Source organism: Pseudoalteromonas sp. Z1A8, assembly GCF_011378855.1.
Classification (GTDB): Bacteria; Pseudomonadota; Gammaproteobacteria; order Enterobacterales; family Alteromonadaceae; genus Pseudoalteromonas.
In genome coordinates, this window is the sequence record NZ_WTLB01000038.1 from 1 (window position 1) to 23,701 (window position 23,701).

The 23,701-nt window shown below is 36.3% G+C and carries 18 protein-coding genes and 1 riboswitch; of the genes, 10 read left to right on the top strand and 8 right to left on the bottom strand.

Annotation, left to right across the window (positions count from 1 at the left end; genetic code table 11):
- Positions 1-75: 75 nt before the first annotated feature.
- Positions 76-495, bottom strand: a complete 420-nt coding sequence (locus GQR55_RS14405; RefSeq protein WP_240916865.1) for a hypothetical protein — start codon at positions 493-495, stop codon at positions 76-78.
- 221 nt (positions 496-716) lie between these two features.
- On the opposite strand from GQR55_RS14405, the gene GQR55_RS14410 reads away from it, so the two are divergent.
- Entirely contained in the window at positions 717-1,610 is an 894-nt protein-coding gene (locus GQR55_RS14410) for a cation diffusion facilitator family transporter (RefSeq protein ID WP_166421140.1), read from the top strand.
- A gap of 55 nt (positions 1,611-1,665) precedes the next feature.
- Here GQR55_RS14410 and GQR55_RS14415 read toward each other — a convergent pair whose 3' ends face one another.
- Positions 1,666-6,165 (bottom strand): EAL domain-containing protein, encoded by a 4,500-nt coding sequence (locus GQR55_RS14415; protein ID WP_166421141.1) that lies wholly within the window; start codon positions 6,163-6,165, stop codon positions 1,666-1,668.
- A gap of 166 nt (positions 6,166-6,331) precedes the next feature.
- Here GQR55_RS14415 and GQR55_RS14420 point away from each other — a divergent pair, with 166 nt between their 5' ends.
- The 3 genes from GQR55_RS14420 (at position 6,332) to GQR55_RS14430 (ending at position 8,973) form a co-directional block, all read left to right on the top strand.
- Positions 6,332-6,883, top strand: a complete 552-nt coding sequence (locus GQR55_RS14420) for a hydrolase (RefSeq protein ID WP_346774261.1) — start codon at positions 6,332-6,334, stop codon at positions 6,881-6,883.
- A gap of 115 nt (positions 6,884-6,998) precedes the next feature.
- Entirely contained in the window at positions 6,999-8,465 is a 1,467-nt protein-coding gene (locus tag GQR55_RS14425; RefSeq protein ID WP_166421142.1) for a methyl-accepting chemotaxis protein, read from the top strand.
- Complete coding sequence (locus GQR55_RS14430) at positions 8,449-8,973, top strand: DUF6436 domain-containing protein (RefSeq protein ID WP_166421143.1); 525 nt, start codon at positions 8,449-8,451, stop codon at positions 8,971-8,973. The genes GQR55_RS14425 and GQR55_RS14430 overlap by 17 nt, the downstream gene beginning before the upstream one ends.
- Positions 8,974-9,034: 61 nt before the next feature.
- Here the strand turns inward: GQR55_RS14430 and GQR55_RS14435 are convergent, their stop codons facing one another.
- Positions 9,035-9,592, bottom strand: coding sequence for a TMEM165/GDT1 family protein (locus GQR55_RS14435; RefSeq protein WP_166421144.1), 558 nt, complete (start codon positions 9,590-9,592; stop codon positions 9,035-9,037).
- A gap of 84 nt (positions 9,593-9,676) precedes the next feature.
- A riboswitch (yybP-ykoY riboswitch) is annotated at positions 9,677-9,777 on the bottom strand.
- Positions 9,778-10,192: 415 nt separating this feature from the next.
- On the opposite strand from GQR55_RS14435, the gene GQR55_RS14440 reads away from it, so the two are divergent.
- Positions 10,193-10,774: a helix-turn-helix transcriptional regulator gene (locus GQR55_RS14440; protein WP_166421145.1), complete on the top strand. Its 582-nt coding sequence runs from the start codon at positions 10,193-10,195 to the stop codon at positions 10,772-10,774.
- Between the two features lie 449 nt (positions 10,775-11,223).
- Positions 11,224-11,418, top strand: a complete 195-nt coding sequence (locus GQR55_RS14445) for a (2Fe-2S)-binding protein (protein WP_002960627.1) — start codon at positions 11,224-11,226, stop codon at positions 11,416-11,418.
- 65 nt (positions 11,419-11,483) lie between these two features.
- On the opposite strand, the gene bfr (GQR55_RS14450) is transcribed toward GQR55_RS14445, so the two are convergent.
- The 5 genes from bfr (GQR55_RS14450) to GQR55_RS14470 form a co-directional block, all read right to left on the bottom strand.
- Positions 11,484-11,948, bottom strand: a complete 465-nt coding sequence (bfr, locus tag GQR55_RS14450; RefSeq protein ID WP_166421146.1) for a bacterioferritin — start codon at positions 11,946-11,948, stop codon at positions 11,484-11,486.
- 12 nt (positions 11,949-11,960) lie between these two features.
- A complete protein-coding gene (gene bfr / locus GQR55_RS14455; protein WP_002958985.1) occupies positions 11,961-12,431 on the bottom strand; it encodes a bacterioferritin in 471 nt (156 codons plus the stop codon).
- Positions 12,432-12,696: 265 nt separating this feature from the next.
- Positions 12,697-14,832 (bottom strand): TonB-dependent receptor, encoded by a 2,136-nt coding sequence (locus tag GQR55_RS14460; protein WP_166421147.1) that lies wholly within the window; start codon positions 14,830-14,832, stop codon positions 12,697-12,699.
- Positions 14,833-14,904: 72 nt separating this feature from the next.
- Positions 14,905-15,975 (bottom strand): PepSY-associated TM helix domain-containing protein, encoded by a 1,071-nt coding sequence (locus tag GQR55_RS14465; protein ID WP_166421148.1) that lies wholly within the window; start codon positions 15,973-15,975, stop codon positions 14,905-14,907.
- 57 nt (positions 15,976-16,032) lie between these two features.
- Positions 16,033-16,908 carry a cation diffusion facilitator family transporter gene (locus tag GQR55_RS14470; protein WP_166421149.1) on the bottom strand — a complete coding sequence of 292 codons (876 nt, stop codon included), beginning with the start codon at positions 16,906-16,908 and terminating at the stop codon, positions 16,033-16,035.
- 252 nt (positions 16,909-17,160) lie between these two features.
- On the opposite strand from GQR55_RS14470, the gene GQR55_RS14475 reads away from it, so the two are divergent.
- The 4 genes from GQR55_RS14475 to GQR55_RS14490 all read left to right on the top strand — a co-directional run bounded on the left by GQR55_RS14475 (position 17,161) and on the right by GQR55_RS14490 (position 23,634).
- Entirely contained in the window at positions 17,161-21,924 is a 4,764-nt protein-coding gene (locus tag GQR55_RS14475) for a PAS domain-containing protein (RefSeq protein WP_166421150.1), read from the top strand.
- Between the two features lie 12 nt (positions 21,925-21,936).
- A complete protein-coding gene (locus tag GQR55_RS14480; RefSeq protein ID WP_165740462.1) occupies positions 21,937-22,419 on the top strand; it encodes a GNAT family N-acetyltransferase in 483 nt (160 codons plus the stop codon).
- A gap of 80 nt (positions 22,420-22,499) precedes the next feature.
- A complete protein-coding gene (locus tag GQR55_RS14485) occupies positions 22,500-23,006 on the top strand; it encodes a hypothetical protein (protein WP_165728414.1) in 507 nt (168 codons plus the stop codon).
- Positions 23,007-23,022: 16 nt separating this feature from the next.
- Positions 23,023-23,634, top strand: coding sequence for a superoxide dismutase (locus GQR55_RS14490; protein ID WP_165740466.1), 612 nt, complete (start codon positions 23,023-23,025; stop codon positions 23,632-23,634).
- Positions 23,635-23,701 lie beyond the last annotated feature (67 nt).

The following is a 23,701-nucleotide window of genomic DNA, read 5'->3' on the forward strand; positions in this document are numbered from 1 at the left end:
TTTCCTTTGGCGAGAAAATGGCCGAATTATAACAGCTGGCCATCTAATCTGAGAAATTGCACTTATTATCCGAATTTAGGTATCAATTAAGTCAGTTGAAATGTTCGAAATGATATTATCGAAATCATACTGTTCATCTACATTGTTATTTAATATATCGATGATGATAATAGAGTTTGAGTTAGGTAATTTTGCAAATTTTACATTGAGTAGTAATTTACATGCTTGTTTTGATAAAACAAACTGGCATTGGTTATTTGCCATAAAATAATCAATGAAGAGTTCCTCGATTAAGAGCTCTTTTTTACTATGATGATTGGTTAACGTAATATGTGAAAAATCAGCTTTTTTAAAATGTGGTTGTTCTTTTAAGTCAAATAGACTCTGCGCTTGGCTATTAACTCTAAATATATTCGTATTGCTATCATAGAATAAAACGCAAAACGGCAGTAACTCCATATTTTGCCATGCTTGATCTGCTTCGTTGTTATCCACTCAACTCTCCATGTACTTAAGCCATAATTTTGTTATTTTTCTATTTGTATTTTTATTGTTCTCACTTACTAACTATTAGCACAATTTTTTTGATTATACTAAGTTTTTAGTGCGTTTGAGGGCTGTACGTATTATAATTGATACTGTATATCATTACCCTTTTCCATTCTAAGCCATCATTGGCTTATTTGCATTTTAAGTATAGGTTATTCAAGCATTTCATGACAGAAATCACTACACACCAAGCCTCGCGTCGTCGGTTACTTATTGCGCTAGCAATTACGTGTTCATTTATGATAATTCAGGTAATAGGTGCTTATTACTCTAACTCGCTTGCTGTACTTGCTGATGCTGGGCATTTGTTTGTTCATAATAGCTCGTTATTCATTGCACTCATTGCGTCAAGTCTGGCTATACACTTTGCTAAAACCTACAACGATGGTCATCAACGAGCTGAACTCATAGGTGGGCTAATAAATGGCTTTTTATACTTAGCAATCAGCTTAGTTATTCTATACGAAGGTGGTGAACGGTTTATTCATCAACATGAAGGTAATGAGCTGGCGATTAATAGTTATTTGATGTCGGTTATTGCGGCAATTGGCTTTTTGTTTCATGGTGCAGCTGCATGGGTTTTATATAAAGGCCGTAAAGCGAGTATTAATGTTTACGCGGTATTTTTACATTCATTCTTTGATTTAATTTCAACCGTATCAACATTTGTTGCCGGCATTCTTATATATTTTACGGGCTGGGTTGTTATCGATATTTTATCGAGCATGTTAATCGCTTCTTTCGTATTATTCACCGGTATTAAGGTTATTATTCGTTGTATAAAAGGTTTGCGTTTAAATAAAGCAAAACTCCCTAAGGTTACTGATATTGAAAGTGTAATTACAGATATGGAGCATGTTCACAATGTTCACAACGTCACAGTAACGCGTAAATACAACGGTGTTGTAGTAGGAGCGCACGTCGTACTTAAACAGCATTGTACTATTGAAAAACATGATGAAGCATGTCGTTTGAAGGTAGAACAACTGTTAGCTGAAAAATTTAATGTACACAATAGTGTATTACAAATAGAAAGCCACGAATGCCATCACATCCATTAATACAAGTTAGTTACTATTAAAAGCGTGCAGAGTTGATAGGCACGCTTTTAACGCTTCAAATCAAATCAATGATATTGCTAAAACAATCGCTTTTGCGTAGGTCTTTAGCATTCATTGGTCTTGCAAAGTAATAACCCTGCAATACATTGCACCCAACTTCAGCTAAAAATGCCATCTGTTCGCGTGTTTCCACTCCTTCTGCAATGCAGTAAAGATCTAAGTTTTTTGCTAGCGAAAAAATGGTTTTAATAATCGACTCATCCCCTTTATCTACACCAATACTATTTACAAAGCTTTGATCTATTTTAATAACATTAATAGGGAATTGGCTCAAATAGGTGAGTGATGAGTAGCCCGTACCAAAGTCGTCAAGTAATAATTTAAACCCAGCCGCTTTTAAGTTTTGTAGTTGTTTGGCTGCTTTAAGTTTATCTTCTAATAAAATGCTCTCTGTTATTTCAAGCCTTAACTGTTTTGGGTGTACTTGAGATTCAGCTAATATGTACAGCAATCGCTGCGTTATATTTGTTTTTAATATGTGCTTAGGCGATAAGTTTAAAGATATATAAAACAATGGGTTTTCGTTGAGTATAGGGGCAAGTTCAATAAGTGCTCGGTGCAAGGCTTGCTCAGTAAGGAGTTCTATTAAACCGGTTTCCTCTGCGACAGGAATAAAGAGAGCTGGCGATACTAACTGACCTTTATTCTCCCAGCGCATAAGTAACTCAACACCATTTATTGTTTTTTCTTCTATATCGATAATAGGTTGATAGTGATTAAAAAATCGGTTGTCTTTAACTGCATCTTTTAAATCATTTTCAAGCAGTAGCTTTTGTTTTATCAGCTCATTCATTTCATCGCTAAAAAACTTAAAGTCGTTTCTCCCGTCTTGTTTAGCGTGCATCATCGCAATATCGGCATTACGAATGAGTATATCGGTGGTTACAGCATCGAATGGATATAAAGCGACGCCAATGCTGGCTGAAATATTAATAGAGAAGTCTTCAATAATGACTTTATTAGCTAATTCATTGCTAATTTTCTTTACTGTATTGCGAAGAGATTGCAGCGATTCTATATTTTGAATGAGCACTAAAAATTCATCACCACTTTGGCGGCCAAGTTTGGCATTTTCGCAAAGCATACCGCTTACTCTTTGTGTAATATTACACAGCAGTTTATCACCCACTGCGTGACCAAAAGAGTCGTTAACAGGTTTAAATTTATCTAAATCAATAAATAGTAATGCACATTGTGTATTATTTTCATCGGCATATCTAATCGCTTTTTCGATGTTTTGATACATTAAACTACGATTTGGTAAATGCGTTAGAGGATCAAAATTAGCTAAATAGCGCAGCTCGTTTTCAGCACGTTTTTGTTCGGTTAAATCTGTAATAACAACTACGTAGTAACTAGCAGTATCTTTTGTTACAGCTGTAGCACTTATATGTATTGGATGTTCGTCATTTCTCGCTGTTTTTATATAAGTATCACTTTGCCAGCTTTCTGTCGGTTTTAATTTTTTTAGAATATGAGCAAATTCTCTACATTTATTTTTACCAATGGCCTTAATAAATAACTTCGGACTAATTTTAGTCACAGCTTGTTCATTTGAAAATGTTTCAATAAAACTGTTATTTGCTGAAAATGGCATTAAATGTTCATCGAGTATAAGTAACCAGTCGTTTATTTGACTAAACGCTTCACCTAAAATTTTTGCTTGTTGCTCATTAGCCCGTTGCTCGGTGATATTGGTATATATGCCAGAAACATATAACGGCTCATTTGTTTGAGGATCATATATAACTTGCCCTGTATCTTGATACCACAGCCAATGCCCACCTTTGTGCTGTAAGCGATAAGTTGCTTGCCAGTTTTGATGCTTTTTGTATTTGAAATAGTTTACCCACTGACTTTCAAAGTGGCGTTGATCATCGGGGTGTATAAGTGCTAAAAATTGTTTTATATGTACACGTTCAGGTAAATCTGAATAACCAAGTTCAATTCCTCTGAGTGTATTTACAGAGTTATCTTTAAAGCGATAATTCCAAACACCGCTTTTATTATTTTTAAGGGCTAGCTCTGTTTGTTTTTGCGAATGGATAGTGGCTCTATGTGCCTGTTCAATTGCAACTTGGCGGCTTCGATACTGCCAAAAAATAAAAAACAAAACCCCAAGTATTAAAACTATATAAGCGGCAATAGCAAAGGGCGACTTCCATGGCGCGTAGGCTACATTGATATTAAGCGTAGTCGGTTCGCTTGTAACAATGCCATCACGATTATGCGCTGATATTTTTAGTGAGTAATTGCCAGGTTGAAGCTTTGTAAAAAACACTTGGTTAGATTGTAAGTCTTCGTATGTAAGAGATGTAGGCCCTGAAAGAATTACTTTATAATATGCTTTATCAACATTAGGGTAAGAAAAGTTAGAAAAGCTAACGGTCAATCCCATGTCTTCATAATCGAGATCAAGCGGTTGGCTAAGGTATTTATTAGGGTAATAATTGAGCTCTTTAGTAAAAAGACTGATATCAGTAATAGCTAGGTTACTTTTTTTAAGTTGTTCTTTTTCGTTAAAGTCTAAAGGGTCAAAAAGTAGTGCTCCCGCATTACTACCAAATATAAGACGACCATCGCTTAATGTTGCTGCTGCTATCGGTGTAAATTGATTTATATTTAAACCGTCTTTTACTGAATAACTCATTACATTGAGTGTATCTAGGTTTATTTGATACAAACCATTGTCGGTACTTACCCATAAAAAACCATTTTCATCGGGAAGTAGTGAGTAAATAGAATCAGTATTAAATGAATTTTTTAATCCTATATAGTGCTTTCTTTCATAAGTAATTGGGTCAACACCAAGTAAGCCTTCGTGGGTGGTTGCTAACCATAAAATATTTCGCTTTGAGTCTAAGTAAAAATTTTCTACCGTATAAAAAATATCTTTTTTAGGGTTAAATGACTGAAATATAGTTGTTAATTTTTGAGTTTTTTCGTTGTACCTAAGGAAGCTTTTTGATGTACCAAGTAAAAATTCGTCAGGGTTAGTTTTAAGGGGTTTATAAAAGGCGTAAGAAAATAAAGGATCGACTTGTTCTTTAAGCCCTTTAATAATTCTTGTTTTTCCGGTTGTTTCATTAAAAACATAAAAGTTATCATCAGACATAAATGCATATTTGTCTGCGGCTAATTGAGCAAAACCAAATAAATTGGGTTGGTTAATTACATTATTATCAGTGTCTTTATTCTCAATAATTTTACCCGTTTGTTTATCAAAAAGTTTCAACCCGTTAAAAGTAACAAGCCAAAGGTATTGATCTTCTCCAATTGAAGAAGCAAATATATCATAAACGGCAGATGCCCCGTATATTGCTTTTGAGTCGGTCGAGCTTAAATATATATCGCTTTTGTTTGCTGTTTTATCGAAGCGTGCAATTCCATCTTCGGTTCCCAACCATATAATATTATTATTGTCTTGATAGGTTGAATGAATAGTGTTGTTGCCAGGTAAGGAGATGTGTTTAAACCGTCGAGTATTAATTGGCCAAGTAAATACACCTTGGGTTCTCGATGCGAGCCAAAGCACGCCTGACTTATCAATCATTAGATCGTTGATTGAGTTTTCATTAATATTAAACTTACTTTTTTCATAATTTAATATGAATTCTAACTCTTTGGTTTCGCGGTGATAACTAAATAATCCACTTTCTGTTGCAACAAACTCGCCGTAATCAGTATTGGCATAATCCCATATATTATAATCAGGAATTAGCGTTGTGATATTTACTGCAGATATATTTTTGTTATTATCAAATGCTAATTGATACATGCCTTCAACAGTCCCAACAAGTAGTCCTAATTCACTATCAACACTTAAAAATTTTACGTTTACATTATCTAACGTATTTTTTTCTGGGGGATGAAGAGGTATTTTTACAAGTTCTGAACTATCTATATTTGCAGTGTATAATCCATTATTTGTACCAATATATAAAGTACTTTTATATACCGTTAACGACCTAATGTAGTCACCTTTATTGGGGAGGGTAACCTTAAGTGTAAAGCGTTTGCTCGTCTCATCAAATGTATATACTTGGCCATCTATAGCAAAGTAAAAAGTATCTTGTTGCTGAGTCATTGCGGAGATTGGAGAAAACATCTTTTCTTCTTTATCTATTTGACCAGAATAGATTTTTTCGGTTTTTAAAGTGAGGGGATCTATTATATATGCACCGGAAAGATCAGTTGAGACAATGATTTTTCCATCTTCGGCTTTAAATAAAGCATAAATATAGTGTTTATCTAACCCAAAGCCACCATCAAAGGTTTTGACTTGATATCCGTCAAAGCGATTTAAACCCTGTTGGGTTGCTATCCATATGTAGCCAATTTCATCTTCTTGTGATTGCAAAACGTAGCTTTGCGAGAGGCCTTCATCAGTAGAAATACGTTGTAATTGCTGAGCATAGTTTTGTGATGCAAAAGTGCTTTGAATGCATAGTAAAAAAATAATGATAATATGATAAAAAAATTTACTCAAACGCACTTATAAACACTCTCAGGGGTAGATAGATTGGTACTTAGCTAGATAGTAAATATAGCATAAGTTTTTATTATTTAATTACAAATAATATACGTTCAGTTAAAAGTTTTATTTTCAAATAGTGAGCTAATCTATAAAGATAACAGTTACTACTTATGAGGAGAGTATAGTGGTTTTATCTAATATTGATGTAAAAAATAGCATGTTATTAATTGTAGACTTACAAGAGTTGCTCGCCCCTGCAATTAAAGATTTTCCGAATATTTTAAAAAGTACGTTGCAGTTATCGCAGGCTGCTATTATTCACGATATACCAGTCTTAATAACAGAGCAATATGTGAAGGGTTTAGGCGAAACTAATCAGCAAATCAAAAATATGTTGCCCGATGCCGCGTATTTTCATAAAACTCATTTTAGTGCATGCGAAGAGCCTGGGTTTTTAGAGCAATTAAAAATCTATGGAAAAAAACAAATTGTAGTTGTAGGCACTGAAGCACATGTCTGTGTGTTGCAAACATGCTTAGATTTAATTCAAAGAGGTTTTGAGGTCATTATTATTCAAGACGCTATCGGCTCTCGAAATCCTGAACATAAAAGGCTAGCAATTGATCAGTTACGACAAGCTGGGGCTGTAATTTCATGTGCTGAAATTGTTATTTTTCAGTGGACAAAACAAGCTGCAACACCAACGTTTAAAAAAATATTACCTATAATAAAATAAGCCTATTTGAGTCCGTCTCAATAGTTTGAAGTTTTATTCGAATAAGTGCTCTAGTTTAAGTTTTATTACGTATAATGCTGTGTGTTTAGTAACCTACAATATATTTAAGGGTTTTATGTCTAGTGTCGCTCGGTTATTCACCATTATTTTTAGTCTTTTATTTATTGAGTCTATTGGTGTTGGTCTGTATTTTGGTACGTTAACTCAAGCTTTTATTATTGGTTTGCCACTTTGCTTACTCCCAATTTGGTTACTCAGAACGCATCCAGAAAACGCTGTAACCGCACACGTAGTTGCAGCCGCTATTATGATGTTCTCCTTTTTGCACATCCAACAAACATTCGGGCTAATAGAAGTCCACTTTGAGATATTCATTTTAATGGCTGTACTTATAATGTTTGTACAGTGGCGTGTTTTTATAACGGCAATTATATTTGTTGCTGTTCATCATTTATCTTTTTATTATCTTCAAACTCAAAATACAGGTTTCTATGTATTTGATCCAGATAGACTCGCTTTTACTACAGTACTTATACATGCAGGATATGCGATTGTTGAAGTGCTAGTTGCAGGTTATATAGCTAAAACATTGCAACGCGAGCGCCGTGCAGGCTTGTCATTAAGTTATGCGACAGAGCAAATAATGGAAGACCCTGAAAATATTAAACTCTCCCTACGTGCTGATGATACTAAAAGCGATGCTGTGGTTGGATTTAATACATTGCTAGACTATATATCTGATGTTATTAAGCAAGTTCAAGCGCAATCAGAATCACTGCAAAAAAACTCGCGAGAGCTTATCGAAGTTCATGACCAGCTTGCAGATGGAGCTGTGCATCGTACACAGCAAACGGATGATATAGCAAATTCAGGCTCACAAGTTGCACATGGCTTTAAGCTTGTTGAAGAAGAAAGTGAAGCGCTTAAGAGTCAAGTCGACCATATTACTAAAACTGTCAGTAATGCATTAGAAGATGTTCATCAAACAGATTCGAAAAGTAGAGAGTTATTAACGTTACTTAATCATACAGAAGAGCAAATAAGTCATTTAGTTGCAGCTGGGGGGGTTATTTCTGGTCTTCTTAATGAAATATCGGGTATCGCTGAGCAAACAAATTTACTTGCTTTAAATGCGGCTATTGAGGCTGCCCGTGCAGGTGAACATGGACGAGGTTTTGCAGTTGTCGCATCTGAAGTGAGATCGTTGGCGAACCACAGTAAAGCAACCACCGACAAAATAGGCGTAACACTCAAAGATCTAGTTAATAATAGTAAAACGTCAACACAATCAATGAGTCAGTGTGTAAATTTTGTAGTTGATTTAACAAGTATCAGTACCGCAATGAAAGAGAATATTTCAGCAATGAGCGAGCAAATAGCCGCTGTGTCTTCAAGCTCTGACTCAGTTGCACAAGTGGTAGCTGAGCAAGCAGGTAATACTGAGTTAATAGCAAGTAGTACCGATAATATGCGACAAAATCAATACCAAGATACGCAAATAGTGCAGCAGTTAACCGCTAAAGTGCAGCTAATAGATGTAAGTATAGATGTACTAGAGCAAAGCATTGCCAAGTTTAAATAAATCTAACACTTTCGTATTTTTGCTCATATCTGCATGGCTAATTTGCGTTGTTGCAGGGTTAATTTATTTTCAATTAGAGCAGCTTAAACCATTTGATAGCTCAAAAGTTTTATTGCAAAAGCAGTGGTTTAGTAACTTTAAAAAGCAATTGGATTGGGATGACACTGGTGAGCCGACGTTAGTACTCATAACAGAAAAAAACTGCGGGTGTACTATACAGGCTAAACCGCATATTTCATCGTTAACCTCTTTTGCTGCCAATAAAGCTATGAAGGTTGTACAAGTTGAATTAACACCAAAGCTTAAACACGTTATTCCGGCAACGCCTGCCGCCGTTATTATTAATAAAAACGGTGAGTTTGTTTATGCTGGGCCGCTCTCTGAAGGATTAGCGTGTGCTCAGGGAAGTGGTTTTGTTGAAACTGTGGTCACTAATCTAGCCGCAGGTTTTAACTCAAACCTCTTAATTACACAAACCAAGGGATGTTACTGTGTAAATAATGCATAAATAACGTGCAGGAAAAACTAAAGCTCGCACTTAAATCAACAGCTGCGAGCTTTAATATTGATTAAATTGTCACTAACCCATAAATACCCAATAACACAAACACACAAGCAGCAATAGCACGTACGGTGTTTAGAGATATTTTTTTTAGTAATGCATTACCAGCGTATATAACAGGTACGTTAGCAATTAGCATACCTAATGTGGTTCCTACCGTTACCCAAAACACAGACTGATATTGCGCGCCTAATAACACCGTCGCTATTTGTGTTTTATCACCAATTTCTGCAATAAAAAATAATACAAAAGCGACTAAAAAAGCCCCGTAGCTATCGTATTTACTACTTACAGCTTCGTCTTTGTCTGGAACTAATAGCCAAAGGCCAACAACAATAAAGCTGATGTTTACAAGCCAAGGTAAATACTCAGAAGAAAAACTATTACTTAACCACTGACCAAACCACGCTGATAGGCCATGATTCAGTAAGGTTGCGGCTAAAATACCAAGAATAAGCGCGCTTTTATTACGAAAACGGGCTGCTAATAGGAGTGATAAAAGCTGAGTTTTATCGCCTATTTCGGCAAGTGTGACAGTGACGGTTGAGGTTAAAAAAACTTCCATTATTGATTCTTACAGGCGGGAATACTAAACCAAGGCAAACAACTATCTCCCGCCATGAGGATAGTGTCTACCTAGGTCTCGCCGATAACGCTTGCTACAACATTACAAACTTACCATGCACTGAGGTGCAATTATGTTGATAAGTTTACTCATTACTGAGCGGGCTACTCCCCTAAGAGGTGGGCATTATTCCACAAAACTTTTAAGCGGTAAATATTAAGAATAGAACATAGTTAATTTATTCGGGAGTAATAAAGTTAGCTTTTGGCAATTAGTTGATAGTCAGGAAAGAGCTATAAGCCGTCACTCAGGTGAGTTGTCATTAACTTAGTAAGAATAAAAGGAAACTATCTCCTTTTTACATATTTATATAAGCTACAGTAAGAATAATATTTGTAGCTGGCAATAACTTATAGTATTTGCTATTAATATAAGTTCACAAAATAAGGATGTCTTCGCGCTAAAATAGGGAAGTGTCCTCTGATAAAGCTGTTAGCAGTATGGCATTGACCTGTCGTTAAGGTGACGCAAATGTGTCGTATACAAAAAAGGAGTTTTTGAACAGGATATAGCTTCAATATATTCATGTGAGAAATACAAATGGAAATGAAACTAAACGCTAAAAAAATTATAGAAGAACGTAAAGTTAGAGCTTGGAGTCAGCAACATTTAGCTGATGTTAGTGCTGTAAGTTTAAGAACCATTCAAAGAGTAGAAAATAATGGTTCAGGTTCATTGGAAACTGTTAAAGCATTAGCTTCCTGTTTTGAGTTAGATGTTACTAAGTTATTCCAGCCTGAAATCCCATTAAAGAAAAATCACTCTAAATCCAAAATAGCAATGCTATCTTCAATGATTGCAGCCATTTTCAGTAGTGTTTTATTTCTAGTGCCATCTACAATGGCATCAGATATTAAGATACACTCAGATAAAGTTACAACATCTAAAAATAATGATTATCGAGTTTACAGTAATAATGTAGAGATTTTCTTGCCAAAAACTCTTACTTATGAAGTGTTAGTTGATTCAAAGTGGGAAACGGCTACACCGGAAATAGCCAGTGGTAGTGTAAGGATCTATTTGGGTAACTCAGTTGTTTTTATTGAAAAAGCAATAATAACAAAAACTGAAAAAGGAACGAAAATCACTACTAATTATGCAAAATTTACTAACACTGACTAATATACTGCTTATAAGAGTCTAAGGTTGCGACCATCCATCTCCGGCCACTCGACAACATAAGATGTTGATAATAAGCGACAAGGTATTTTACTGTGTCGGATGGCGCTTCGCTTATCCGACCTACACTGGCACAAACCGGAAATCACCCATCCATAAATTCCGTATTTATACATTAAGGTTTTTAAAGCCTTAATGTAATTAACTTTCAACCATTCAACTAAACCTAATTTTACTCACATTTTAAGTGAGCTCTAATTAATAAATCTCAATCTGTGTGCCACACCTTGCTTAACACTTAAACTATTCTCAAGTTGCCGCGAATTCTCAATTTAAGTGGCGCTGGCCAAAAAAAAATCAAAAAATACACATTTTTTCAAATAACAATTGATAACCATTTCTGTTTAGATTAGTATGCACCTACTAAATGAAATTGAGAGTGGTTTGTATTCATGTATATTTGTCTATGTCACGGTGTGACTGATAAAAAAATTGAGCAAACAATTGACGATGGTGCAACGACCATGCGTGAATTAACTAAAGAGCTTAAAGTAGGCAGCCAATGCGGTAAGTGTTGTGGTTGTACTAAAAAGATCCTTAATCGCAGACTTATTCAAATTGCGGATGTAACGGATCAAGTTGCTTAATTACATATAAAATTTAGATATAAAAAAAGCAGCTTTTTAGCTGCTTTTTTTATGCTTGTTACTATTTACAGTTGAGACTGCAAGTAGTTTTTAATACCCGTATTTTTAATAAGCAATTGTTGAGTTTCTAACCAGTCAATTTGCTCTTCTTGCTCATTTAAAATGTGATCAAGGGCTTCGCGGGTAATGTAATCTTTTTTGCTTTCAGCCAGTTTTACTGCGCTTTGCAACTCGCAAATAGTATCAAGTTCAAAACTCATATTAGCTGCAATCATTTCTTCGCTGTTTTCACCAATACGTAATCGGCCTAAGTCTTGAAGATTTGGTAAGCCTTCTAAAAACAAAATACGTTCGATTAAACGATCAGCATTTTTCATTTTTTGAATTGATACTTTGTAATCTGCTTTGTCTAGTTGAGTGAAACCAAAATCTTTAAACATGCGTGCATGTAAAAAGTATTGGTTAATACCAACAAGCTCATTAGCGAGTACTTTATTAAGCGCTGCAATAACGTCTTTATCGCCTTTCATAATATGCTCCTACTAAGCCATTTGTGCTTGATGATAGTTTTCAGAACCAATCTTATCAATTAAGCCAAGTTGCTGCTCTAACCAGTAAACATGGTCTTCTTCGGTATCAAATAACAGTTTTTCTAAAATGCTACGAGATTGATAATCTTGTTGTTCTTCACATATTGCGATTACATCTTTAACACACGCAACTACTTCAAGCTCTAGTGTTAAATCGTTTTGCATCATGCTTTTTACATCGTTACCGATAAGTAAATCACGGCGCTTAGTCATATTTGGTACACCTTCTAAAAACAAGATGCGCTTAATAAGCCAGTCTGCGTGATCTTTTTCTTCTTCCATTTCGTGGTTAAGGCGCTCGTATAGCTTGTTTAAACCCCAGTCGTCATACATGCGCGAGTGTATAAAATACTGATCGATTGCTGCTAATTCGTTAGCTAACAATGTATTAAACGCATCGATTACTTTTTGATTACCTTTCATGATAAATCGCCTTAACTATTTCAATTGTATGCAGTGTAGTACAAATAGCCTACATTGCAAGTTTTCTCTATAAAAATCATTGTGTTACTATTGGTTTTGATTCTTATTTAAGTTTGCGTTACTGCTTGGTTTATGGACAGTTTTTTATTTGTATTAGCATCTAATACAAGATCATGACTGCTAGATAAAAATTGAGACGTTTATTTATGCGGGATTTGTTAAGCATATAGGCATGCAGGGCATGCCTATAACGTGTGTTTATTTGTTAAAATTGATATTTAGCACCCAGCGTTGCGGTTGTGCCTAAGCCTTTAATGTTATATCCACCGTAGGTGTAAGCCTGTGCGCGGGCAGGGTAGTAATCACTATTGAATAGGTTTTCTATTCCAAAATACCCACTCCATTGAGTGTTAACATTGTATAGGCCACTTAAGTTAAATGTATTGTAGCTACTAACAGGGCCCTGATCGCCAGAGTATTGGCTTTGCGCATTTTTATCAAAACGCTTTCTGTCGCCTACATATAAAAAGCTCATAGCAAGTGATAGTTCGTCATTTGTTTGCCATGTTAAATTAGCAGTGGCTTTAGGTGGGCTAATTTGGCTTGCGCCTAGATAGTCATCAGCTTCGGTGTTTTTACCTTCTACGTAACTGTATGTGGCACTTAATTTAAGGTCTTGGGTAATAGTGTAGTTAACTAACCCTTCGTAACCCCATATTTCTTGTGGTGCACGTACAGGTTCGTAAACACCCGTTACTTCATTATACTCATTACTTGTACCAAGCTCTGAGGTACTTCTGTAAAGTGCAAATTCAAAACGCACGTTTTCAAACTGTGAGGTAAAACCAACTTCGTAATTATCGATTATTGAAGCTTGTGTTTGAATTAGCGCAATATCGTCAACGGTCGCTGCGCGAAGTAAGCGACCAATATCAGAAATGTCAGAGCCTTGTGAGTAGCTAAAGAACGGGCTAAAGGTATCTGTTAAATTATATTTAATGCCTGCATTATAGGTTGTTGCATCGTAATTAATGGTGTCGCCACGAACACTTAATGGCACTGAACATTGTGATGCGGTTCTGCACAGCTTTAGTGTTTGATAATCACTTACGCTCAAATCAATGCTTTCGTTTCTTACACCCGCTTTTACAATAATGTTGTCGTTTATTACCCATTTGGTTTGTAAAAAGCCAGCAACACTTTCCATGTCCATTTCTGGCACCCAAACACGACCATCCACTAAAGGTTGCGATGTTTTATCGTTTAAAGCATCAATTCCATAAATTAAAGTAGCGGTTACGTTTTCAAAATCAAACTGGCTGTTAAATGTGGCTCTTGCCCCTTGTTTATCTGACTTAATAACCGATTGACCACCGCTATAACCTTCATCAAGATTGGCTAAAGCGGTTGAGAAAAAGAACACGTTTTCTATATTTTGTTTATACAGATCGAGGGTCATTTGTGTGTTTTCAAACAACGCGTAATCAACATATTTTAGGGTTATATTTTCGTTGCCTTCTGGGCCTTGCGGTTTACCTTGTTTTTGAAGCGCTAAGGGGACGTGTATAGCGTATGTTTTTTCCCCTATATTGACATCGCCAGTAACATCGCCTAAATCAGTTTTTTGCTGTGAACTATAAAAGTTATAGCTAAACTGCAGTTGCTTTTCGTCGTCAAAATCATAAGTTAGTTTGGTAAAATAGTTTTGAGTTTCAGAGTCGGATAAACCATATTGTAAACCTAAAATATCGCCTTCTGCATCGCGTTGTACGCCGTTTTCTTCATAGCTTGCTGTTAACAGATAGCTTAGTTTATCGAGCTTACCGTTTACCGCTGCCGATATTCTACCGCCGCCACTTTCTGCTAATTTAACCGCACTAAAGCGACTTGAAATACTTATTTCGCCTTCAGGCTTACCATCACTGCGAGCCTGTTTTGTTATGTAGTTAATAATGCCACCTGAGGCACCATTACCATAAATAGACGTTGCGCCTTTTATGACTTCAATGCGCGCTATGGCACTTGCATCAAGCGTTTTTACGCCTAAAGAACCATTACGAAGAGGGGTTGATTGCGGTACACCATCAATCATTATTAAAGGCGCACGGCCGCGTAGTGTTTGCCCAGAATTGCTTGAACTGCCAGTATCTGGGGCAAGGCCAGGAACCATTTGCGCGAGTAAACTACTTAGTTCTGAACTTACTTTTAAATGCTGTTGTATTTGTTGCTGATTAATAACGGTAATAGAGGCGGGTACTTCGTCTATGCTTTCTGATATGCGGCTGCCAGATACAATCACGTGCTCTAACTGATCAGAAGTGTATTCATTTTTATTATTTTCATTTGCTAACGTGTTAGCACTTATTGCAACAGCAATAAGGCAAAGCGAAGTTTTTAACATGGGGTGTCTTAGTTGATAATAATTTCCGTAATGGTAATTATTATCAACTAATGACGCAAGTGTTAATGAGATTTATTTCCATTTATGGCGTTTTAACCAAAAATACACACCGCTTACAATAAAAAACGCGAGTGAAAGGGCTATTAATAACCATAAAAACTGCACTATAGGACCTGCAAAATCACCAATGTGAAACTTATACTTAAAGTTCCATGCTTGTGTTGTGAAGTTAGTTTTACTGGCGTCAAATGAGTTTAATACTTTACCAGTAAATGGGTTGGTCCACACCCAACTGTAAGCGTGGCTTTCGCCAGGGTTTTGCATTCTCAGTGCTATTGCTTCGTCGGCTTTTTTAGGTAAATAAATTCTATATACTTTGCCATCTGGAAATACGTTCTCTGCATTTTTAATTGCTTTGTTATAGTCTAAAGTAGCCTGAGAGGGCTGTATTATTTTCGGTGCTTTAGGCCTTTGTTCTACTTTATTAAACGTTACAAATTCTAATACCGATTGAGTTTGTGTTTTCCAATTAAATGCCATGCCAGTGAAGGCAATAAGTACCAGCGGTATAAAAAAGTAAACACCCAGTACGGTATGTAATTGATACATGAGCACTCTAAATTTGGCTTTTGGTTTTATAGCTAAACGCTTAATTCTGTTTTTAGGTTTTACCCATAAATAAAAGCCGAGTAATACATTTATTAAAAGTAGCAATGCACACACCGACATCCAATTTCTAAAGGTTTTTTCACCCTCACTGTCTTCAAACAACAGCCAACGATGTAATCCCATAGCAAACCCATAAATCGTATCGGTTGATTCATAGACGTTTAGCACTCTCCCTGAGTAGGGATCAACACTGGCGTAGTATTTATTAGCTAACCTAAATTGCCATGCTGTTTCTGGTGCTTGCTCGGGCATAAAAAAGGTGATTTTTTGCTTAGTTTGAGCTTGTACATTTTGTATAAGCTCATCGTAAGGCATTAAATTTGCTTGTGGTGTTACTTGCCATTTTGCGGGTTCTATTAAGTGCTGTATGTCTTTTGCATAAATCATAACAGCACCGGTTAAGCTCACTATTAATAAAAATAGTCCGCTAATAAGGGCAAGGCCTAAATGAATTCTACGTAACCAAAGTTTCAAAAACGGTATCTCATTATGAGTTAATGGCAACATTGTAAATGATAATACGAGCTGTTTTCAATTAAATAGTTGTGTATTTGGTTGGATTTCTATTATGCAGTTTTCGATATTAAAATTGTCGTGTAAAAAGCTTTTTAAGGTTGGCAAATCAATTGCTTGCTGAGTGCTAATAACAAGCTCGCAGTAGTTTTCTTTATCGTCTAGTTGCCAAAGCTTAATACTGGTTACAGACTCGATATTAAATTCACTACCAATAGCATGTGATATAGCATGTGTGTCGATGTTATTGGGTGCTGCTTGCATTAAAATTTTGCAGCTTTGCTTTAATAGTAAAATGCCATGATAAATTACATAGATAGAAATAAGTACAGTGGCAATTAAATCGACAATGTACCATTGGTATAAAATAATTAAGGTGCCCGCAATAATTACCACAATAGACGCCATTGCATCAGATACGTTATGGATAAAAGCCGCCTTTATATTTATGCTGTGATTTGCACCTGCTCGGTAGGTTAAAAATGCGGTTGCTAAATCGATTACCAATGCTATTGCTGCCACCCACACAACTATCCAGCCATTAATTGGTTGAGGGTTTAAATAGCTCGAAATGGCTTCAAAAATTAAATACACGCCAATTAATATTAATGTACTGCTATTAAAAAGTGTGGCGAGTATTTCTGCGCGTTTATAGCCAAAGTGATGAGTGCCGTCAGCAGGTTTATTACCAACTTTACGTGCAACCAAGGCTATAAATATAGCGGCAGCATCACTTAAATTATGAAGGGCATCGGCTATAAGTGACAAACTGCCCGAAAATATCCCGCCAATAACTTGGGCTACGGTTAGCAATACATTAATAACCACAGCAACGGTGAGTTGTTTATTGCTTTGGTTTTCGTCTACATGACTATGTGAGTGATCGTGCGCCATAATGCTCTCAAATGCTTTGATTTAATATTGCTTATATCATGGGTGATTTAAAACAGCTACAGGAGTTATAGTGAAAATGAACGCAATTGTAAGTTAGTAATAAAGACGTACTTTTTTTGAATGCGCGAATTTAAGATTGTAACGCTAAATGTCGATTTTTTAAGGAGTTTACAGCTCAAAACTTGCGTCTTTATATATTTAGTGCATTAATGTAAGTAATATTAAATGATTAAAAGCTGCTGGGTATTAAGCATGGACAAAGGTTTAAACTTTGGTGAATTAACAGGTAAAGGACAATCTGTTCGAAGTAAGTTAATTATAACCTTTATAATTATAGCCTTAGGGCCACTTTGTATACTTACTTGGTTTAGTCTTGAACACGTAAATCGCACCCTTAAACAAAATGCAGACACTGAACTAAACGAGCTAAATAATATAGGTAAGCAATTTGCTGATATTTGGTTTGCGGACCATGTTACAGACCTATATTTGCTTAGGACACAGCTTGATATTAGCCCTGCTAAAAAGCAAAAATTAATCAGTCAATTTGTTGAGCAGTACGACTTTGTTAATAATGTAGAGCTTATTGATGTAGACCTCGTTAATTCACTCCCTAAATCCCCCTTTTTTAATGTTATTAAAGACCAACGTTTTAACGACATTCGTTCTGGTATTAAAAATACAGGAGAAATTCAATTTCAGTCAATGACTGTCTCAGGGCGTGAGTATCATATTATTGGTTTACCGGTATTAAATGACGAAAATAAGTTACAAACCATATTGCTCGCAGATATAAATTTAAACGGCTTATTGAATAATCTAAGTAAAATACACACAGCTAATAAAGACATAACATTTTATGTTATGCACAATAATAAAATTCAAAAAAGTAATAATACAAACGATGCCCAACCACTATTTTTCTCTCAGAATGGCTCACCAACACAACGTGTTTTTTCTTATAGTAATAAAGATGAAGCCACTTTATATGGGTATATTAATTCTTTAGAGTTTTTAAATGAATCTGGTTGGCAATTACTTGTATCAAAACCAAAAGACGTTGCATTGCAAGGATCTAATTATTATAAGCAGCTCGCTATATTAACAAATATGGGGGCATTACTACTTATATTAACGTCGTCGTGGTGGTTTGGTCGTCGGCTTTCTCGTCCTTTAATTAACTTAGCTAAAATTGTTGAAAACATTACCAAAGGTGATGTGGTTAAAGTGCCAATAATAAACGACAGCATAGAGTTTAATCAGCTTTCATTAGGCCTGCGTAAGTTAGTGGCCGTAAAAGCAGAACAGCAAAGCATACTGCAAAAACAACGCTCTGCGCTTCAAATTGCATTAAAACAATTAGCTGAACAAAAAAGCGCATTAGATGAACATGCCATTGTTGCAGTAACTGATTTGCATGGCACCATTACTTTTGTAAATAAGAAATTTTGTGAAATTAGTGGCTATGATGAGCATGAATTAATAGGTCAAAACCACCGTATTTTAAATTCAGGAAAGCACGAAAAAGAATTTTTTAAAAATATGTATCAAACGCTTAAACGCGGAGATGTATGGAACGGGCAAATATGCAATAAAGCGAAGCATGGTGGTTTTTATTGGGTAGATACGACCATTGCGCCATTTTTAGATGAAAGCGGTAAACCGCAAAGCTATATTGCTATTCGTACCGATATGACATTTCTTAAACTGCAAGAACTAGAACTTGAGCAGCATAAAACACAGTTGCAGTTAGTGATAGATACAACTGCTGTAGGTATTTGGGATTGGTATATTGATACTAACGTAGCTGTTTTAAATAACCGTTGGGCTGAAATTATAGGGTATAAACTCAGCGAAATAGAGCCTTGTACAATACAAACTTGGTATAAATTTATTCACCCAGAGGATTTAATTGAATCAGACTTAAAGCTAAAAGCGCACTTTGCAGGCGAAACAGATTACTACGAAAGTGAAGCGCGTATGAAGCATAAAAATGGCCACTGGGTGTGGGTGCTTGATACAGCTAAAGTGGTTGAATGGAATAGTGATGGTTCGCCTAAGCGAATGATAGGTACTCACTTAGATATCTCAGATAAAAAAGCAACTGAACTTGAACTGCAAGGAAGCCGAGATAGATTTGCATCTTTGGTATCAAATATACCGGGTATTATTTATCGGTGTAAATTTGATGATAAATTAAGCACGCTTTATATGAGTGAGCAAGCAAGTGAGATAACAGGCTATTCACCTGATGAGTTGATAGGCAATGATGCTCTAAGCTTTTTTGATTTAATATGCGAAGACGATTCTAAAAAAATAAAAGCTGAAATTTTACGCTGTGCCAGTGCTAAGCAGTCATGGTCTGTTGAGTATAGAATTACAGCTCGCGATGGCTCTTTGCATTGGGTAAATGAAAAAGGCCAAGCGATTTACGATGAAACTGGTAACGTTTTGTATTTAGATGGATTTATTTTAGATATTACAGAGCGATACAATACGCAATTAAAAATAAATCGTCAGCAAAGCTTGCTAGAGTCAATGAGTAAGCAAGGGCAGATTGGGGCATGGGAAATTGACTTAGAAGCACATACGCTTTATTGGTCTGATGAAGTTAAAGTTATCCACGAAGTACCAGAGGGTTTTGAGCCTAGCATAGATACCGCAATTGATTTTTATAAACCAGGAGTGCACCGAGATACTATAAATACTTTGTTTGAATGCGCAGTGACATTAGGCGAAAGCTGGAGTGTTGAACTTATTATTTTAACCTATGCTGGGCAAGAACGCTGGGTTAAATCGATGGGGCAAACAGAGTTTAAAGGTGGTAAATGTGTGCGTGTTTTTGGCTCATTTCAAAGTATTGACGCACATAAACGCCTTGAACTTGAAAGCGAAAAAGCCAACAGATATAACAAAAACTTAGCCGCGCTTACGGTTGCACCTGAAGTACAAAATAGTGATGTAGAGCAAGTTAAAAAGCTAGCGGTTAAATCTATGTGTGAAGTGCTAAATATTGCACGTGCGTCGGTATGGATTTTTAACGAACAACGAGACGCAATGGCGTGTCATAGCTTATATATAGATGGGCAAGGGTTTGTAGATACAGATGCTGTTTTAACTGCTAAAGACTATCCTGCATATTATAACGCCATTTATGAGCAAAACTTAGTGGCTATTGATGATGTTTATACTCACCCGGCCACTGTTGATTTTATAGAAGCGTATGCAAAACCACTCGATATTAAATCAATACTTGATGCTGTTATAGCAACAGGCGATGGTAATTTAGGTGTTTTATGTGCTGAAACTGTTGGCGAGCACCACTATTGGACGCAAAGTGAAGAAACCTATCTTCGATCATTAGCTACTTTAGTGGGCAGTACGTTGGTTTCTCAAAAACGAAAAGTAATTAGTGAAGAGCTTAAAATTGCGCTTGTAAAAGCAGAGGATGCAGCTATTGCTAAGAGCCAATTTTTAGCCACTATGAGCCATGAAATAAGAACGCCAATGAATGGTGTACTCGGTATGCTAGAGCTTGTTCAATTAGAGTCACTTCCTAAACCAATAGAAACAAAAGTCGATATAGCCAAAACAAGTGCACACTCTTTATTGGGTGTCATTAACGATATTTTGGACTTTTCTAAAGCCGAAGCGGGTAAAATTGAGCTTGAAGAAATTAACTTTAATGCCCGCGATTTAATTGGTGAAGTTGCTGCCGCGCAAGCATTTACAGCTCAAGACAAAGGGATTGAAATAATTTTGGATTTGGTTGCACTTGAGCCTTCGCAGTTATGCGGTGATCCTGGGCGAATTCGCCAAGTACTTACTAATTTACTAAGTAACGCCGTTAAGTTTACGAGTAAAGGCGAGGTTGTTGTAAGTGCGAAAATTAATAAAGTGGCTCAAGGCTTAGAATTTATTGTCAGTATAAAAGACTCAGGTATAGGGATCAGTTTAGAAAAACAGCAGCAATTATTTACTCCGTTTTCTCAAGTAGATGCATCAACAACGCGTGAATACGGGGGCAGTGGCTTAGGGCTGGCTATTTGTAAGCAGCTTTGTGAGCTAATGGGTGGGGCAATTTCTCTTAGTAGTGAAGCCGGCGAAGGAAGTACCTTTACTGCCACTATAATGCTGACCCCTGGCGATCAAAAAGAGCGTTATATTCCTAATATTAATATGAAAGAGTTAACGGTTTTAGTTGTTGATGATAACGAAACAAATCGAATTGTAATTTTACAACAGCTTGAGCATTGGGGCGCTAAGGTTGCGCTTGCATGCGATGCACATCAAGCACTTGATATGTGCGCGCAGCAATATGAAAGCAAAAATTGTATGTACGATATTGCAGTGCTTGATATGCAAATGCCAGGAATGGACGGCATAGAGCTTTGTAAAGCACTAAAAGCACATGCACATTATAAATCAATGCCACTTGTAATGATGACCAGTATTGCTGGTATGGAAGGCGCTCAGCGTTATTCTGACGCTGGCTTTCAGGCATATTTTCCTAAACCTGTGACCACTGCCGATTTAATTTCTGCACTGTCGGTTATAACGAGTAATGATGCAGGCGAGACACTTCCACTTGTTACGTCAGGCTATATTTCGTCACTTAAAAAAGAAAAGGTGCAGGAATCTGCCCAAATACTACTTGTAGAAGATAATCCCATTAACCAACAGGTGGCTAAATTAATGCTCAAAAAGCTTAATTGTGACGTTACGATTGCCGGGAATGGTCAATTGGCAATTGATATATTAAAAGCGCATGATTCAGGATTCTTTAAGCTTGTACTTATGGATTGCCAAATGCCAGTTTTGGATGGCTTTGGGGCAACTGCAGCTATACGCGAAGGGGTCGCGGGTGAGCAGCACAAAAATATAAAAATTATTGCTATCACTGCTAATGCAATGGACTCCGATAAAGAGCGCTGTATAACTGCTGGAATGGATGATTACTTGAGTAAGCCTATTCAATTAGATATTTTAAAAGATAAATTAGAGCTGTATATTTAAGGTCAAAATACAATGAGTAAACCCGTTATAATACGTGATGCAAAACCAAGTGACGCAAAAACAATTTTGCACTTTATTACCGAACTTGCCATATACGAAAAAGAACCTGATGCGGTAAAAACAGATGAACAAGCAATTCTAGATACTTTGTTTAGCGAAGGATCAACCGCGCACAGCATAATTTGTTTAGAAGGCGATGAGCCAATTGGTTTTGCAGTATATTTTTATAATTACTCTACCTGGTTAGGTAAAAATGGCCTGTACCTAGAAGATTTATATGTAAGCCCTGATAGTCGTGGCAATGGTGCAGGCAAAGCCATTATGAAGCACTTAGCTAATAATGCGATTAGTAATAACTGTGGCCGTTTTGAATGGGTGGTCCTTGATTGGAATAAACCCGCTATCGATTTTTACAATAGCATTGGTGCAAAGCCACAAAACGAATGGATTATATATCGCTTAACAGGGCAGGAATTATTAGATTTCGCTAAATAGTTAATGAAAATCATTTGCATTTGCGTTGTTGGGTGTGTAAGTTAAATACACACTCAATAATTAAATGTGCAGATGATTATATGATCTCAAGTCAAAAACAGCCCCAGCCAGATCTACTCTATCTTGAACAAGCATTAAGCCCTTGGCAGTCGAACATAATGCAAGGTAATTATGCATTTGAACAAGGTGCTTTACTCGAAGCACGCGATAAATACTTATTAGCCAAAACACTCGCAGATCATCTCCTTCAGCAGTTTTTATACGCTCAGATTAATAATAATGCCATTCATGCTATTGAGCATTGTATACCCGCACTTGTTGTTGCTTCACATAATTTAGCTGATACCTATATTGCTATGCAACAGCCTGAAAATGCATGTAAATGGTTATGCGAAGTACACTTAACACTCTCTTCATTAATTAAGCATACTCATTACGATATACAAAAAGTGAGTAAGCATCATTACCTCAAAACCTCTGCTGAACTTATTGCATTTGCACAGCGTTATCCTTCTTTTCCAGAACTGATTGAGCAAGTGAATTTTTGCTTATGCTCTAAAGACTCAACAAACAGCCTGCTACATTAAAATAAAGGAGTAATTTATGGCGTTTACCTTGCCAGCACTTAATTATGAATACGATGCGCTTGAGCCTCATATAGACAGTAAAACAATGTATATTCATCATACTTTACATCATCAAACCTACATAAATAAGGCTAATACAGCATTAGAGAACACTGAATATGCCAACGTAAATGCTGAGGAGTTACTTATTAATATAAGTAAGCTGCCCACTCAATTGCAAAAAGCGGTTCAAGAACACGTAGGTGGGCACTTTAATCACAGTTTGTTTTGGCAAGTAATGAGCCTGCAAGGAGGTGGTAAACCTGAAGGTATTGTGGCCCAAGCTATAAATGAGCAACTCGGCGGTTTTGATGAATTTAAAGAGGAATTTACAGCCGCTGCAATTAGCCAATTTGGTAGTGGCTGGGCGTGGTTATGCGTCACTCCAGATGAAAAGCTGATTGTACAAAATAGCGCTAATCAAGATTGCCCTTTAATGCAAGGGAATATCCCTATTTTGGGACTTGATGTATGGGAACATGCCTATTACTTGAAATATCAAAATAAGCGCCCTGAGTATATCGCTGCTTTTTATAATGTAATTAATTGGACTGAAGTTGAAAAGCGCTACTTAGCTTCTATTAGTTGAGTTCCGAATATGGCTAGTAATACAGTTTATTTTCTATAAGCTAGACTCTATTAGGTTATTTTATAGA